The sequence below is a fragment of the Bartonella sp. MR100HLJHH genome (genome assembly GCF_042194215.1).
In the GTDB taxonomy this organism is placed as follows: Bacteria; Pseudomonadota; Alphaproteobacteria; order Rhizobiales; family Rhizobiaceae; genus Bartonella; species Bartonella grahamii.
Map to the genome: position 1 here is coordinate 16,615 of NZ_JBHIMR010000003.1, position 16,804 is coordinate 33,418.

At 39.6% G+C, this 16,804-nt stretch carries 14 protein-coding genes and 1 tRNA gene; all 15 read left to right on the plus strand.

Annotated elements, in window-relative coordinates; all coding sequences use genetic code 11:
- Positions 1-638 precede the first annotated feature (638 nt).
- Complete coding sequence (locus tag ACFIJ7_RS02575; RefSeq protein WP_375644549.1) at positions 639-1,721, plus strand: quinone-dependent dihydroorotate dehydrogenase; 1,083 nt, start codon at positions 639-641, stop codon at positions 1,719-1,721.
- Between the two features lie 137 nt (positions 1,722-1,858).
- A tRNA-His gene (locus tag ACFIJ7_RS02580) sits at positions 1,859-1,935 on the plus strand.
- A 547-nt stretch (positions 1,936-2,482) separates the two neighbouring features.
- On the plus strand, positions 2,483-2,797 hold the full coding sequence (locus ACFIJ7_RS02585; protein WP_375644550.1) for a hypothetical protein: 315 nt from the start codon (positions 2,483-2,485) through the stop codon (positions 2,795-2,797).
- Positions 2,798-2,993: 196 nt separating this feature from the next.
- Positions 2,994-3,785: a hypothetical protein gene (locus ACFIJ7_RS02590; RefSeq protein WP_375644551.1), complete on the plus strand. Its 792-nt coding sequence runs from the start codon at positions 2,994-2,996 to the stop codon at positions 3,783-3,785.
- 291 nt (positions 3,786-4,076) lie between these two features.
- Positions 4,077-4,910 carry a hypothetical protein gene (locus ACFIJ7_RS02595; RefSeq protein WP_375635817.1) on the plus strand — a complete coding sequence of 278 codons (834 nt, stop codon included), beginning with the start codon at positions 4,077-4,079 and terminating at the stop codon, positions 4,908-4,910.
- The gene (locus ACFIJ7_RS02600) at positions 4,903-5,790 is read left to right on the plus strand and encodes a hypothetical protein (protein ID WP_375635816.1); all 888 of its coding nucleotides are present in this window, start codon (positions 4,903-4,905) and stop codon (positions 5,788-5,790) included. The genes ACFIJ7_RS02595 and ACFIJ7_RS02600 overlap by 8 nt, the downstream gene beginning before the upstream one ends.
- A 2-nt stretch (positions 5,791-5,792) precedes the next feature.
- On the plus strand, positions 5,793-6,707 hold the full coding sequence (locus tag ACFIJ7_RS02605) for a hypothetical protein (protein ID WP_375635815.1): 915 nt from the start codon (positions 5,793-5,795) through the stop codon (positions 6,705-6,707).
- A gap of 316 nt (positions 6,708-7,023) precedes the next feature.
- Positions 7,024-7,278, plus strand: a complete 255-nt coding sequence (locus tag ACFIJ7_RS02610; RefSeq protein WP_375644552.1) for a hypothetical protein — start codon at positions 7,024-7,026, stop codon at positions 7,276-7,278.
- A gap of 28 nt (positions 7,279-7,306) precedes the next feature.
- Positions 7,307-8,104, plus strand: a complete 798-nt coding sequence (locus ACFIJ7_RS02615; RefSeq protein ID WP_375635813.1) for a beta-hydroxyacyl-ACP dehydratase — start codon at positions 7,307-7,309, stop codon at positions 8,102-8,104.
- Complete coding sequence (locus tag ACFIJ7_RS02620; protein WP_375635812.1) at positions 8,092-8,649, plus strand: hypothetical protein; 558 nt, start codon at positions 8,092-8,094, stop codon at positions 8,647-8,649. Before ACFIJ7_RS02615 ends, ACFIJ7_RS02620 begins: the two co-directional genes overlap by 13 nt.
- Before the next feature lies 1 nt (position 8,650).
- Positions 8,651-9,154, plus strand: a complete 504-nt coding sequence (locus ACFIJ7_RS02625; protein WP_375635811.1) for a hypothetical protein — start codon at positions 8,651-8,653, stop codon at positions 9,152-9,154.
- A gap of 1,339 nt (positions 9,155-10,493) precedes the next feature.
- Complete coding sequence (locus ACFIJ7_RS02630) at positions 10,494-10,622, plus strand: DUF2924 domain-containing protein (protein ID WP_375635809.1); 129 nt, start codon at positions 10,494-10,496, stop codon at positions 10,620-10,622.
- A gap of 907 nt (positions 10,623-11,529) precedes the next feature.
- The gene (locus ACFIJ7_RS02635; protein WP_375644553.1) at positions 11,530-12,111 is read left to right on the plus strand and encodes a DNA methyltransferase; all 582 of its coding nucleotides are present in this window, start codon (positions 11,530-11,532) and stop codon (positions 12,109-12,111) included.
- A 25-nt stretch (positions 12,112-12,136) separates the two neighbouring features.
- Positions 12,137-13,399, plus strand: a complete 1,263-nt coding sequence (locus ACFIJ7_RS02640; protein ID WP_375644609.1) for a site-specific DNA-methyltransferase — start codon at positions 12,137-12,139, stop codon at positions 13,397-13,399.
- A 28-nt stretch (positions 13,400-13,427) separates the two neighbouring features.
- Complete coding sequence (locus ACFIJ7_RS02645; RefSeq protein WP_375635807.1) at positions 13,428-16,625, plus strand: DEAD/DEAH box helicase family protein; 3,198 nt, start codon at positions 13,428-13,430, stop codon at positions 16,623-16,625.
- Positions 16,626-16,804 lie beyond the last annotated feature (179 nt).

Consider the following 16,804-nt stretch of genomic DNA (forward strand, 5'->3'; position numbering starts at 1 on the left):
CAATGATCAACTGTCATTACTTAAACTATATGTTAGACAGAGCACTTATAGATGCTAAATTGTATTTAGTGCATCAGAAATGGCAAAGCAAACAATGCAGTTTCTTCAAAAATTTATCAATAGAGTACAAATGATTGAATATCCTGTTGCTAATAAATAGCGCAACAATAGTATGAATTTAGATAATTTTATGAACCATGTATTCTATAAATGCTAGGAAAAAATAGCTTTATAGAGCAAGCTCTGTTTCTATTGGAAACAATATTACACAAAGGAATTTTGGGAATAGGGATAATTTGCGTGCATTTTTAAGAGAATTATGAGCTTGTCTGCATGAGATGTCACAAAACCATGGCTATAGTGAAGAGCCATTGATGTTTCAATTCATGCTGCATTTTATAAGATTAGGATTCACGTTTTAATCTTTGAAAAATGTCGAAAAAGAAAAACGTTTTTTAAGAATAAAATTTTTTTACACAGTATACATCAATATAAACATGTATGGCTATTATGTGATGAATTTTCTTCTAGAAGGGGAATATTATTTGGATAATATGCTCTCTTTGATTGGTGATCTTTTATGTTAAAAGATATAGGTGAGGTGCGATGGATTATTTTTATGTTGTGGAGAAGGATTGATGAGTTTGTTTCGTTGTATTGGCCGTTCTGCCTTATTTATGTTGGATCCAGAGCAAGCACACAGTTTAGCGATTCTCGGGCTGAAAAGTGGATTAAATGGCTGTCAAAAGGTTATCGATAAACGTTTGTGTGTAACTGTTGCTGGGCTTGAGTTTGAAAATTTTATTGGTCTCGCAGCGGGGTTTGATAAAAATGCAGAGGTTGTGGATGGTATTTTTCGTTTAGGATTTGGTTTTACTGAAATTGGGACAGTGACACCAAAGCCTCAGATTGGAAATCCTAAACCACGGCTTTTTCGTTTAAAAGAAGATGAAGCGATTATTAATAGAATGGGCTTTAATAATGACGGACATCAAGTTGTTTACAACAGATTGCGCGCGTGTAAAAAAACTGGTGTTGTAGGAGTTAACATTGGAGCTAATAAGGATACGGTCGATAAGATTAATGATTATACTGTTGGTATTGCTCATTTTTATGATGTTGCTGATTATTTTACGGTTAATATTTCTTCTCCTAATACACCAGGTTTACGTGATTTACAGTCCCGTGACAGTTTGCATCTTTTGTTGAGTGCAGTTTCGCAAGCGCGAAAGGAGCAAGAGAAAAAGCATGGATTTTCCATTCCCATTTTTTTAAAAATTGCTCCAGATTTATCAGAGAAAGAATTGGATGATATTGCAGAAGAAATAAAACTTTCTGATTTTGATGGACTGATTGTTTCCAATACAACTCTTTCACGCCAAGGTCTTAGCAATAGTCACCTCAGTAATGAAGAGGGGGGGCTTTCTGGACGTCCACTTTTTGAGCGTTCTACTATTGTGCTTGCAAAAATGCGTCAAAAATTAGGGAAGGAGATTGCAATTATTGGTGTTGGCGGTGTAAAGGACGCACAAACCGCTTTGGAAAAAGTAAAAGCTGGTGCAGATTTAATTCAATTATATAGTGGGATGGTTTATGAAGGTCCAAATCTTGCTATAACTATTCTGCAAGAGATTTTGCAGATGATGCAACAAGACGGTGTTGATAACATAAAAGGCTATCGTGATCACAGTCTTGAGCGTTGGGCAAAATTTCCTTTGTAAAAACGCTTTTTTCTTCACAAAAAATTGCGAGATTTTTTTAAAGGGGCTTGCAAACTTTGTTGATTTTCCTTATGTCACATAAGCATAAGAATAAATGTTTACGAAATCGTGAACAGTTATGATACATTTTCTTTTATGCGGTTGTAGCTCAGTTGGTTAGAGCGCTGGTTTGTGGCACCAGAGGTCGTAGGTTCAAATCCCACCAACCGTACCATTTATCTTGTTACAACTTTTCTAATTCTTATTTTGGGCGTTTTGTGAGGCGGTTAAAAGCCGTGCTTGGCGGGATTTTTTGCGTGTGAGCCGTCACGGAGCAGAGACCTTGCGCGGATGATTTTCCTCAAATTTTGCCCAAAACGGAATGATACGATCAATAATCGCTTGAAATATAAACGGGTTAACTAAATCTATAATTCTGATTGCAATTGCAACAATAAATATCTCTATCAGTATATTTATATACTTTTAGTATATTTTGTAAACTAAGAGAATCTTATTCGACTTTCATTATTATTGCTCATAATATAAACCATTAAGTTTAAACACATAAAATAAGTAAGTAAGCATAAATTTACTAAAATATGACATATTTTTGACACAATTACCTTGATTTTGTCAACTATATATTATAAATGCGGACTTGCATGAAAGTGCATTCATATCTCCAGGGGTGTTTCGGTGGTTGATTATGGGTAGGCCATTCTGGCGCGGGGACATAAGTAACCTTGGGGGGGGTATCTATACACTAAATTAGAAAATAAATGAGATTTTCAAGTAGTTCGTACGATTATTGCAGTGCCGATAATTTTAGTAGCAAATATAACTCTGGTAGTGCGTTTGGTAGCAAGCATGGTGGTAAGGTTGGCCTTGCGAGTGGTTTTTTCCTAGGATGGGCAGCGGGGCGTAATCCTATGACTGGCATGGCCGTAGCAAGCTTTGGGCAAGCTGTAGGCAATGAATTCGGAGACACCATAGGCGGTTATGCTGGTTATGGTGTGGCTGCTGTCCAGTGTGGCACACAGTTGTTGGGTCAATCTATTGCTAATTCAGGTGGTGGGATGTTGATGCACTTTTGATGTAGTTCTTTGGGTTATCCTAAAGCCTAGAATGGTGGTACTGTAAAAGGTGCCACCTTTATGTTTGGAATATTACACAGGAGGAGCTATGGGCGCGTTTGGTTTAGTGCTCGCTTATTTTTGTCTGTGGTTTGGCATGTGTCTATTCTTCAAAACTATTGCTATTAATGGAAAAAGCATGTTATACAAGGGGAGCATGGTTGCATTCATAGTGGCGGCATTGGTTGTTCCTCCCATCATATATATCTTTGAGTATATAGACGATGTGTCGATAACATCTTCTCATGTTGCTATAATTATGTTCTTTCTTTCTTTTTGCATTGAATTTATACCCAATATAGTAAACAATATAAAATGCTTTAGTTTGGCCATTATCGCAAGTTGCCCCATTTTTTTCATCGCAGCTGGTTTTATTGTTGTGAGTGATGACCTTCTGTTAGATTTTTTTGATCTGCAGCTTTCGAGCTATATTTATCTGCTTTTCATTATTCCGTTGATGATAGGGGGGGCTCGCTATGTCCTAATTGCTAAAGCTTTGAAGGAAAAATCTATGTCAGTGCTAGATTTAAGCATTTGCATTGGCTGTGGGTTTGCCATAGGCATCTTTTTTGTGTCATCACTGCTTTTATCAGACCTTCGAGAAATCTATCAACAGATAGGTTTTGCAAACAGGGAGGCAGTGAAAAAAATGTTTGATTATGCGGTGTTTGGTTTTGCTATTCTAACGGGCCAAGTTTTTTTGACATTTTTGATGGTTCTCTTTGTTACTACAAAGAAATATTATTGGTTGGTCCTTGATGTTCTTGCAGAGCTGTTTTTTAGCCTCTTTGTTTCTTATTATGTAGCGTTTGTTCATACAGATGATGACTATAGAATGGTTAGAAATTGGATTTGTTTGATGTTTGTTGTTTATGTGTACGCGCGTTACATTAAATCAAAGAATGTGAAGCTTAGCGTGATTAACCCGTTTAAAAAGAAAACTGAGTGAGAAGACAGGAGGCTATAGTTCTTTGGGTTATCCTAAAGCCTAGAGCAGCCAACCCAGGAGGGGCAGTTTCTGGAGCAATAGTAGGCGGGGTCCCGTGGCGCAGCCGCGGGTATTGCTAAAGCTGGTTGGGATTGTGCTCGCTCTAAGTGGTGAAATTGTTGTTTGACCTGGCTTTTTTAACAAGGTAAAGGCCTTGCTAAGGGGTACACTATCAGCCTCTTAGCAGGGAGTTTTTCTCCCGCAATAATATCTTGGTATGCTTGGGAGGGCAAGGCGCTTTAAGGAAATTATATGTCTGACTTAATTTTTGGAATGCTGCTTAGTTTTGGGATAAGTTCCAGCCCTCGTCTCCTTAAAAACAATGGCTTGTTGGGCGAGCGCGTCATTTTGGGGGGGCTAGCTGGCCTTTCCTGCGCTATCATCTTCGCTTATCCACATAGTGAAAGTGGGCTTACAGACTTATCTTTGCTTTTGGTATGTTATCTTGGCATGCTTTTAATTCTGTACGAGCACTACTTATATAAATATTTAGTTCTTGGATTCTGTGGTGCAGTTGCTGCCTTGTGTATTGGGGCAGGTTTTGTATATTTGAGCTCTTTGTTGCCATTGCCTGCTTTGTCTGCTGCTAATAATAGCCAGCAGCAGGTGGTGCATTACATGAGTTTGGTTGCTGCAAACTATCCCTTTTTTATCCTTTTGATATCAGTTTTAACTGCGGAGCTTTTGCGTTTGTGGTTGCTTCGCGTATATAAGTCAGAATTAGCTGCGCGTGAGGTCCTTTATTTTGGGCTGGGCTGGGGTGTTCTAGACTTATGCTATAAGACCCTCCCAGCTCTTTTTCTTTACTTGAATTACCGTGTTGATAGGGCGCCACAAATGGTGGGCTATGTCGCATTTGAATCTTGTCCACAAGCGATCAGCTATCTTATTGCCGCGGGCATGATTGTATTGATGCATGTTATAAATACGCGTTTTATGTATCTTGGTTTCCAAGATAAGCGCAAGGTCTATTCCTATCTGCCTTTTGTAATTCATTTTGCGGTTGGTCTTTTGTTTATGTTTGACATTTCTTCAGGCTATGCAATATTAATAAATTCTATTTTTGAGGCTTGCAATAATGCTTGACAAATTGACATTATCTGTTATCGGCGCCGTTTTTTGTCTGGTGCTGATTATTTTCCCTTTGATGAAGAAAAAAACATTGGTTGAACATTTGGTTTTCTTGCTCGTTGTTTTGTGTCTTGTTTTTCTTTATGTTTATGGCGCTACGAGTTATTTTCCTTATTATGTTTTGGCGCTTTCGCTTATATTGGGGTACCGCTGGTTACTCTCTTTGGTTAAAACGTTTAAAGGCACGAAGGCGATTATTGGGGCAAGCGCTGGTTGTTATGTGCTTTTGATTTTTTTTCTATACGGCTTTATGCGTATGATAGGCAGTTTGATTTTTGATTTTTCTGCTTATAGTACGCCTAATATTGTTTTTGCTGTTGGTCTATTCCCTATAGGCATGGCGATTATGCAGTTTTTTTTGCTCTCTCATTGGGTGGCAGAAGATAATGGCAATGGTGTAGAGGCAGCACTGGGCGTGGGAATGGGGATTTGGGGGGCTGCTATAGGGCTTGCACTGCTTACATCTCTACCAGAAACTGTGAAAATCCTAAAAGGGGCTTTTAGTCTTGATAGGGACGCCTTACTTTTTTTACTTGAGACGGTAATATATTATACGTTTATTATAGGTCTGAATCTTTTATCAACTTTTTTAATGCTTGTGGTTTGCCTTGACAAGAAATGGCGTTTTTTTGTTCTTATCCTGCTTTTACAATGCTTGGCGGCTTGGGCGCGCTTTTCATGGCGGGCCGCTGAGCCAGAACTTCTTGCAATTGGGCATTATACAATCGCTACTATTCTTATGTTTGCTCTTATGCGGCAAATTTATGATTTTGTGCAAGACAGATTATCCATGAAGAAAAATAGCAGTTACGCTTTAGTAAATGAGGGGGCATAATAATGTTGGTTTTATTTATTACTTCGCTTCTCGCAGGCCTTATTTATGGCGCTGTCATTTATAATTTTTTTCGCTCTACATTTAGTTGGATAAATGTGCTGTTGAGCGGCATAGTTTTTGGGGTGATTGTTCTGTTAGTATGGCGTTACTCGGAAACAGAACATAAACTTGATGCCTTACGTTTACTGCAAGTGCTTGGCGTTGTTTTTCTTCTATGTGTGTTTCATCATTTTCTGAAGTTCAAATTGGTTGTCGCTGGTGCTGTGGGATGGTTTGTTGCTAGCTGCATTGCTGGCGGGTTTATTGCTTTTTGGGAGCAATCTGTAATAAAAACGCTTTATATGATGAGTATTGTTGAAACCAAGAGTCGTGCAGAGCAGGGGCTGGCGCTTGTTTTTTTATTTTTAACATTTTCGGTTTTTTTTGTTGTAGCAGAAGAAGCTATGCGTCGTTGGTTAGTTACTAAGTTTTATCGGTGCTCGCCTAGTTTGTTGTGGCGTTTGCCGCTGAATATTGGCATAGGCTGGGGTTTATGCGAATTAGTTCATAAGGCGCTAGGGCCTTTCCTTGTTTATAATGGTTGGCCTATTCGATCTAGCTTATTAGCCAATGAGTATGTAATTTTTTATTCCTGGACGCAAGCGAGTATTTTTTTGTGTGCTTTGATAAGCGTCATACTCATGCATATTTTCAATACATGCTTGGCGTATCGTGGTGTTGTTACGCGCTCTAAATTTTATGCGTGTGCGCCTTTTTTTGTCCACGCTATTGTTAACTGTTTCGGTGCAACAGTGCTGGTTACAGAGAAGGTTTGGTTTAATGTTGGGGGCAGCTTGTTTATTCTACTTTGTGTGATGTTGTTCGTATATTTTGAAAGCAAAAATCCTTTAATACAAAACATAAAATTGCGCGCTTAAAGTGTTGTAGAGTGATGAATAACTTTGCGTACTCTAAGTATGGCTAGAGAGCCTGATACGCGCTTTCTGTTCTGCAAAAAAATAGAGAAGGTTAGCACCGACGTAACGCGTCCAGTACCAAGAGCGACGTCATTTCTGCACTAATTGGGGGGAGGGTGTGCCACTGGCCACGCGCATATGGGAGTTTGCAAATATGCTATCATGCGACTTTCTAGTGTCCTCCATGAGATTGAAGCTGGGAATCTTGAGGCGGTGGTAACGCATTATTGCAAAAACAAACCCTGGCTAGGGTTTGGTCATCCGATTATGCAACGGGATGTCCGGGTTGATTTCTTTTTTTTTACGCTTTCAGGCGCCTATGCGCCCCTTCAGTTCGCTTGCGCGATCTATTTTGGACAATACAGGACTGCAACCCAATGTCGATTTTCTAATTGCAAGCATCATGAGCAAACATGGGGCTGCTTCTGAGCTGGGATTGTTGGCTTTTTTCGTTTGTCATATGCCGATATTTCTCGCGCACTATCAAGCGCGGTTTAGTGCCATTCCTTCGGTTTATCATCAAAGGATTTAAGAGAAAAATATAAAAAGGTCCCCCAATCATGGCTATGAAGCATCGCACCGAGCCAAATTTCTTGGGTATATGTCAGAGTATCACTTTAACCGCACCGATGCGTGCTTGCGGGCAAATCGATATTTCTCACTGGGATTTAGCCCATAACTATTTGAAACAGGGCTTGTTACTCGAAGCCTTGCATCAGTTTTCAGTTCGATTCGCCACCGTGGTGGCTAAAAACTCGGATCTTACTTATCGCTATCTCCCTGTTATGGTTGAACAGTTTTTCTCTACCGCCCATTTTGATAGCGATCGGTTGCGCGTTGAAGGACATATTGAACGCATTAATGAGGCCTACCGTATTCACTGTAAGGTCAGCCCATACGGCAATGGCAGGGCCGTTATTGCGCAGGCAATCATCATGGTCAGTAAGGTCTGCTTCCTTAGCTCGTGTTCTGAGAAAGCCGCTCTTCCATTACTAGGCGATTTATGTAAGATTTCCTCCGTAACCGGAGATTCTTGTACTTTTTCCTTTAATGCGCATCACCCGCTTTTTGAGGAACATTTCCCCTCCCGCGCCGTATGTCCTGGTTCACTATTGATTGAGATGGTTCTGGCTTTGTCCACGCAGGGTAGGGCGAAAAATATCGCATCTGTTGCGCTGAAAAAAGTAAAGTTCATTGAAGCAGTTTATCCGAGAGATACCTATCAGTTGACCATTAAACAGGATACAAAGTGTGAACTGGGTGGCGTTTTTTATATTCATACGGAAACTAAAAAACGAAGCACTTGCGGTAAGTTTTCTATCAAATATAAAAAGGAGGATGCGCCATGTTTAACATAATAATCTCTTTTCTTCCGTGGAGTATTTACTCCTGGGTTATCAATGGAAACGTTTTAACTCTGGTCGAACGCTCTCTCATCTTGACTGTGCTTTTATTGTTCATTATTGCTCTGAATATTAAAATTATCCGACAGGGAGAACCCGTGATGATTACGAACATTCTGACATTTATTGTCCTGTTTGTTAATTATTTCGCTGGATGGTCTACACTTTTACTGAAATACCCCACAGTTTTTTGCTATCTGTCACTTGCTCTGGTTTCATTGATGAGCTTGCTGGTAAATAAACCCTTTACCATTTTTTATGCTCCTGCTGGTGTTTCTGAAGAAAAACGCAAACATATCCTCTTTTATCTCATCAATAAATATATTACATGGATTTGGGTAATCATCTTTTTTGCCAATGGTCTTCTAGTGGCTTTTTTTGCATGGACCCCCCAGATTTGGTTGGTCACTATGAGTTTAATTTGTGTTGGTATTCTTTTTTCTAAATATCTTCCTAACATCATACAATATTTTTATCGCGTCAAACATCATGGAGCATAATATGTCATTGTTTAACATTCTGACTGGAACCCCTTTATGGGCCTGGATTTTACTTATTTTTCTCATCGCGAGGGGAATAATCGCATTGAAAGATAGGGAAATGAAGGTTTACCGCCTTTTTCTATTGCCGATAATCTTTCTTTTTTTGGGCGCAAGCGATGTGATTAACCAGCTGGTGTTCCCGCGCTGGGGAGCAATCTCAATGTTGGCGGGGCTGATGATCGGCGTTGGCGTTGGCTGGTTGCTCTGGCATGCCACTCCGCGTTTAAAAATCAAAGAGGGAACGGATTTAATTATTCTGCCTGGTACGCGGTTGACGCTGACATTTATTCTTATCGCTTTTGTCATCAAATTCACATTGATTGCTTTTCTCAAGATTGAACATGATTTGAGATATGCATTTGATTTTAACCTTCTTTTTGGTCTTTTAAGTGGGTTCACTGGTGGTGTGTTTTGGGGCAGCACATTAAATTTATATATAGCATTTCGAAAGAATTCAAATTAATCCCTATACCATTAGCTGTGGGTGCTTCCCATTAGAACTATCTCAATAGAAGCTTATTCCTAACAACAACGCTGCATACAAATGCAGCGTTGCCTCGTAGTTTCAGATTTTTTTATCCCAGCGCGTGAATAGGTGAGGGAAGTGATATATCTGACTATGCCCCCTTGGGGGAAGAGCGAGCCTAAAGGTTTAGAATGCTATGAGTTTGAGCTAGCTGAACTTTGAGCAGATGGTTTATCGCTCATGGGAAATCATTTTGTTTTACGATTCAAAAAGAGGATAGTGATGGTCTCATTGGCGTAGGTGGGCAAGAAAACTGTTAGCTTGGCAATGCGTCAACAATTTGTAGAACTATGTTGTGGAACCCCTACGCAAAGCGGTTGCTATGATGGCATGATGCTTTTGTCAAGCATTATGATATGGTAGGAACCGGTGTTTAAGGGTGCAACTGCGGTCACTGTACGATCCAGTAGCATTACGTCTGAGTATTTAGGAGCGGTAGACTCTGTACAGGCTACGTGTACAATATGTGAAGCACGCTTGCGGGAATCAGTGTGTCATTATTGTGTTGTGCACGCAACCCTCTAGCGAGTACTTCATTGGTAAGGCTGTTTTTTGAAGCTGGTTGTAATTATCTGTGTGTTTTTAAAGAGAACGTTAGCACCGATGTATCGCGTGCAGTACCGTTTTCCTTTATAAAACTATTCTCATTTCTTTTGTTTCTTTAAGAAATCTGCACTTCTCAGCCTTTTTTGCATATGATCGATAACGTAGCTCAAGTTCCTTGAGACAGTGAATTTTTTTCTCTTTTTGCTAAAAATACCCAAACCATCTTATTTAGTCGAGACTTCGTTTAAGAAGGGATCTTCTAAATTTATTATTTTTTTCAATAGGATATAAATTTCTCGTTTTGGGTGCGCGGTAGACTTATAGCAGTAACAAGCTTAGGTGTATAGTTAGCAGATACCGTCATTATTGAGGAGTTTATTTAAATTGTGTTTGATCGATTGAGGTATACAGAAAAACGTGATCAATAAGCTTAGGTTTATTGGTTCTAAGCGTGGAGGGGGTTGAGCTATCCAATGCAAAAGAATAAATTGTTTTTTTGCGCTGAGCGTTGGTTATTTTTCGACATAATTGCATTTTGGTCTAACTTTGTGAACACACACTATTTCTGACTAATCGAGGAAATAGAACATTCATGTGTTGAGAGGATTAGACAATGAGTTGTAAGCAATTAGAGCAAGAAATAGCCACTGTAAAGTATACGTCAATGCAGGAGTCCAAAGCCTTATGACACACTTATTTCAGTGACGATTATTTAGGCTAAACGCATCATGTGCTTGTGGTGCCAAAAGGCTATCAATATGAGGGAAAGATTTACAAAAGCTTGAAAGCTATTGCCAAGCATATTACCGACATCAATTGGAATGGCCATTTATTTTTTGTCCTTTTAAGGCGTGGATGAGAGGATGACAGGGGACAAGAAAAGTGCTTAAACAAGCGATAAAATCAATACGCGGCGCTATATATAGACGTAAATTCACCGAAGAAGGCTTAGAGCAAGAGTTTAGCTCACTGGACGACAAAAAGAAGCAGGCGAAAGCTTTGTTAAAGCTTATTGTCATGAAGGTTGGCAATTAATACCAACGTTGCTGATAATGTAAAAATCATGCCGCAATATATTTAAGGAGCGAGTGCAAGAGATTAATACATTCCTATGGCAGATTATAAAAGCATGGTTTGCACATGAGCCTAATTATATGATTGATAAGGCAACATAAATTATTCAGGGACAAAATGATAAGAGCTATATTTTATTATGAATCTGGCGCACAGTATAAGACCTATAAAGGTAAAGCGTTTTATGGCATGGGGAGGATTTTCAACATGCTGTCGGGCGTTTGAGGGTGTTCTTACTCTCCGTAAAAGGTATTTTAACAAATCTTGCTTGCACGGACAAGGGAGAACTAGAAGTGGATGCCGATATAATCTCTTGTGAAATTGGTTTTTATTGCGTCGAAATAAATGATGAAGAAATTTATGTTTTAATTGACAGTGATAGTACTTGTATGTGCTTGACCAAGCCACATGTGACGCAATTTTTAAATTACCCATGGTGGCATGTCGTCAAATTGACGATACAGCTCTTCGATTTGTCAGAAATATGACAATGCTAAAATATAGACATATTTTGGATGTGTTTGTGACAATTGATAAGCTTACTGATAATGTTTATAAGTGCCATAATAGCACACAAGAAAAAATATAAAATCGCCGCATGTGGTAATGCGAATTGATCTAGCTGACTTGCGTAAGTAAAAAGAAATATTCATAGACATATTTTATACTAAGCGTAACGGAGAAGCGCAAAGATGAGTATAATAGCAGGTGAAGATAAAATAGAGGGCATGAGTCAAAGTCCAGTTAATCCAGACATAGAAAAGTTAAAAGCAGCCTTTCCGCAATGTTTTGCTGAGGGAAAGCTCAATATAGATCAGCTTCTTAATCTATGCGGCGAATATATTGATAATGATTTTGAGAAGTTCAAATTTGAATGGAAGGGCAAAGGAGCAAGTTTAAAGCTTGCTCAAAAGCCTTCATTTGCGACATTGCGCCCGAAGCGCGAGGAGAGCGTAAACTTTGATAATACACATAATCTTTATATTAAGGGCGATAATCTCGAAGTGTTAAAACTTATCCAGCGGGCTTATTTTGGCCAAGTGAAGATGATCTATATAGACCCGCCCTATAATACGGGTAATGATTTTATCTATGGTGATGATTTTAAAGACCCATTGGCGCGATATAAGGAAGTGACGAGCCAAACGACAAAATCGAACCCTGAGACAATGGGGCGGTTTCACACGGCTTGGCTCAATATGATTTATCCGCGCTTGCGTTTGGCACAGACCTTATTGCGTGACGATGGGGTGATATTTATCATCCATAGATGATCACGAGGTGCATAATTTGCGCAAAGTGTGCGACGAGGTTTTTGGCGAAGAGAATTTTGTTGCGCAGCTGGTGTGGAGGAAACGCACTGGTGCTAATGATGCGCAAAACAATGTAAGTACAGACCATGATTACATTTTGTGTTATAGTCGCAGGCACACTGTTTTTAGTGGAGTACAAAAGAGTTTTGCAAATTATACCAACCCCGATAATGACCCGCGCGGGCCTTGGATGGCTGATAATTTGACATGCAATAAAACAGCATCAGAGCGGCCAAATCTTAATTACCCGATTACTGATCCACAAACGGGTGTAGTTTACCAGTGTAATCCCAATCGTGTATGGGCTTATGAAAAAGGACGAATGGCAAACATCATCAAAGAAGGCAAGGTGATCTTCCCAAAAAACGGACAAGGTACGCCTACTTATAAACGTCATCAAACAGAAGTTAAATCTCAAACTAAACCATTTAGTACAATGCTTGAAACAGATATGAATTTTATAGCGACCAAACAATTACGAGAACTTTTAGGCGGCCAATTTTTTGATCATCCCAAGGGTGTGAGTCTTATAAAGCAATTGATTGAACAGACGACCAGTGACAACGACATCATTTTCGATTTTTTTGCTGGTTCTAGTACAACGGCGCATGCAGTGATGGCTTTGAATGCCGAAGATGGTGGTAATCGCAAATTCATCATGGTGCAATTGCCTGAATTATGTGATGAAAAGAGCGAAGCCTATAAAGCTGGTTATAAAACTATCTGCGATATAGGTATTGAACGTATTCGCCGCGCTGGTGCACAAATCAAGCAAAAGCATGAAGCAGAACTCACAAGTGAGCAGCCTCTAGACACCGGATTTCGCGTTCTAGAGCTCGATAGTTCCAACTTTTCCATATGGGACGATAGCCCGATTGATCCGAATGCACTTGATGTTAAAGAACAATTGCAAATGCGCTTGGATCATATTTTGCAGGGGGTGAATCCCGAGCGCTCTCATCAAGATATTATCTTCGAAATCATACTTAAATATGGTTGGCCACTGGATTTAAAAATTTACCCTTTACCAATCAATGGCAAAAAATTCTATTATATAGGCGAGAGCGAAGGCGATGTCTTGGTAATTATAGCCATAGACACGCCCTTTGAACCCGAAGATGCGGAAGAGATGATAAAGTATTTGCCCGTAAAAATCGTAGCGCTTGATGCGGCCTTTAAAAGTGATGAGGCGCTTATTAATTGCGACTTTATCTTTAAAGACAATGAAGTAAGTTTTGATAAAATTTAAACTATAGAGAGACGATTGGGGCGGCGATATGAAACTTAAATTTAAACAACAAGAATTTCAAAATGATGCGGTTAAAAGCGTTATTGATTTATTTAAAGGCCAACCACGACGGAATTCTTCTATTTTCTTGCATTCAGAACAAGGACAATTAGCGTTAAATGAATTTGGTTGTGGTAATCAATTATTAATTAGTGATGAAAGCATATTAGCAAATTTACAAGAGGTGCAACAGAACAATAAACTCTTGGCGAGTAAGACGCTAGAGCAAAAGCAGTTTTCTATTGAGATGGAAACGGGAACAGGCAAAACTTATGTTTATAGCAAGACGATTTTTGAGTTAAATCAACGCTATGGCTTTACCAAATTTATTATTGTTGTACCAAGTGTTGCTATTCGCGAAGGGGTATATAAATCACTTCAGGTAACAAGGGAGCATTTTCAAGCAGAGTTTGATAATCTGCCCTATCGTTATTTTATTTATAATTCAAAAGATCTTTCGCAAATTCGCCAATTTGCAAGCTCTACCAATATTGAAATTATGATTATCAATATTGATGCATTTAAAAAAGCAGAAAATATTATCAACCTTCCGCAAGATAGACTGAATGGCGAAAGTGCTATGCGTTATATCCAAGATACAAATCCGATTGTGATCATAGATGAACCGCAATCGGTGGATAATACAGCAAAAGCGAAGGAGGCTATTGCGAGCCTTAACCCGCTTTGTGTTTTCCGCTATAGTGCCACGCATAAAGATGAGATTAATCTTTTATATCGTTTAACACCTGTTGATGCTTATCAAAAAGGACTGGTAAAGCAAATTTGTGTTTCTTCTAATCAGATAGAGCAAGATTTTAACCGTCCCTATATTGCCTTGAAATCCGTATCACACAAACATGGCTTTAAGGCGCGCTTAGAGTTGGATATTGCGGGAAAGAATGGCACTGTGAGCCGCAAAACAGTTACAGTGAGACAAGGCGATGATCTGTATCGCGTTACGGGCGGGCGTGAGCTTTATAGGGGTTATATTGTTTCGGGTATCAATTGCATGGCGGGGGATGAAGCCGTTGAGTTTTCTGATACTGAAATTGTCAAGTTTGGCCACGCGCTTGGTGATGTGAATATAGTAGAGCTTAAACGCGCGCAAATTTATCGCACTATAGAAACACATTTAGATAAAGAATTGCGGCTTGCGCCTTTAGGGATTAAAGTTTTATCACTTTTTTTTATTGATGAGGTGGCTAAATATCGTAGCAATGATGAAGAGCCAGCACTTTATGAGCGTATGTTTGAAGAATGTTATGAAGAGCTGTTGGCGAAAAAGAAATATACCTCCTTGCGAACTGAGTTTGCGCAAAATGTTCGAAACGTACACGGCGGTTATTTCTCGCAAGACAAGAAAGGCGTGTATAAGGATACAAAGGGCGACAGCCAAGCTGATGATGACACTTATAACACGATTATGCGCGATAAGGAGTGGTTATTATCTTTTGCATGCCCCTTGCGTTTTATCTTTTCGCATTCGGCATTAAGAGAAGGCTGGGATAATCCGAATGTGTTTCAAGTGTGTATGTTGATTGAGCAAAAATCGAATTTTACCGCGCGGCAAAAGATTGGTCGCGGTTTGCGTTTGTGTGTAAACCAACAAGGTGAGCGGGTGGAAGATAAAGATATAAATGTGCTGCATGTCATGGTGAATGAAAGCTTTGCTGAGTTTGTGAGTACATTGCAAAAAGAATTAGAGGCGGATATTGGTTATAAATTTGGTACATTGCAGATGGAGGAGTTGGTTGGCCGTATTTATGAAGATGTAAAATATGCAGCCGCTAAAGTGGAAGTGCCACAAGCACAAAAAATTATTAAAACGCTTGTTGCAAAAGATTTGATTGACGAGGCGGGTGTCGTTAAAGTAGATCAGGATTTAGTGGCGAGCGAATTTGAAGCTATAGGGGCGGAGGAAATGCCACGCGAATTGCGTCAAGAAATTATGAAAAAAATTGATTCAGGCGCACTTATTAATGTTGAGACGCTGCAAGATCTGATTTATATGACAGCTGTGACGGAAACAAAAATTCTGTCTTCGCAAGAGGCTGCTGATATATTGGTTGAGTTGCGTGAAAAAGCCTTGCTTACATCAGCAGGAAAAATCACAGATACATTAAAAGCGCAATGGGCGACTGGGGCGTTGGATTTAAGTGAACGTTTTAGTAAAGGGCAAAAGCAGGCTGTGCTGCAGGCGCTAGAAGCGAGCCAAGCCATGCCGATTATTCGTAATGCTGCGCGCGAGGTGCGGGTTAAGCTTAAAAAGCAAACAGTGGCTTCGCCCGAGTTTTTGTCCTTGTGGGAGAAGATCAATAAAAAAACCACTTATCGTGCAAAGCTTGATCGTACAGAGTTTGTTGCCAAAGCAGTGGATGCAGTGAAAAAAATGGCGCCAGTTGCGCCCGCGCATTTGGTTTATCAAACAGCAGAGATAGAACTGGATAGTGCTGGTGTGACCTACGAAGAGCAGTTATTAAAGCAGAGTACGCTTGATTATAGTTTGTGTGCACTGCCGAACATTGTACATTATCTGACCTTAAAGTTGAAATTAACCGCAAAGACAATTATTGGTATTTTTACAAAGAGTGGTCGTGAGCATGAGTTTGTGAAAAATCCACAAGCTTTTTTAGAGCGCATAGAAGAAATACTCAATAAAACCCATGTTAATCTTACAATTGATGGCATTAAATATTTAAAGCTGGTCGGGAAAGAATATAGTGTGCAAGAGCTTTTTACCAGTGAAGAACTTGTGGCAAATTTAGAGCGTACAGCTGTTGTGAGTGAGAAGAGTGTGTATGATCATGTGGTTTATGAAAGCAGTGTGGAGAAAGAGTTTGCACAAAGTCTTGAAAATGATCCTGAAGTCAGATTGTTTTTTAAACTGCCAAGAAGTTTTAAAATAGCCACTCCCATTGGTTCTTATACGCCTGATTGGGCGGTCTTTTTAGAGCGGGATGGCGAACAAAAGCTTTACTTTGTGCTGGAAACAAAAGGGGCAAACAGCGAGTTTGATTTGCGCCTTAAAGAAATGCTGAAAATTAAATGCGGCAAAGCGCATTTTGCTGCACTGCAAACGAGCGTTGCATTTAACGACCAGCCGGTGACAAATTGGCGTGAATATAAGCGTACTTTGCCCGAAGCGGCGCATGAGTTTCCAAGTGCTGCGGTGGTTGTTGCAGAATGATTGGTGCATGAAATACTTAACGTGAGCGCGGGGAGGACAGCCAAACTTTTTATATCAAGATAATAAATTGACAAAAGGTGGCTACAAAGTAGCTATAATCCACACTTCTAATATAGGAGGTAAAGTTATGAAAACTAAAAATATGTATAAACAACTGAAAAAATCAAATTAAGCGGGGT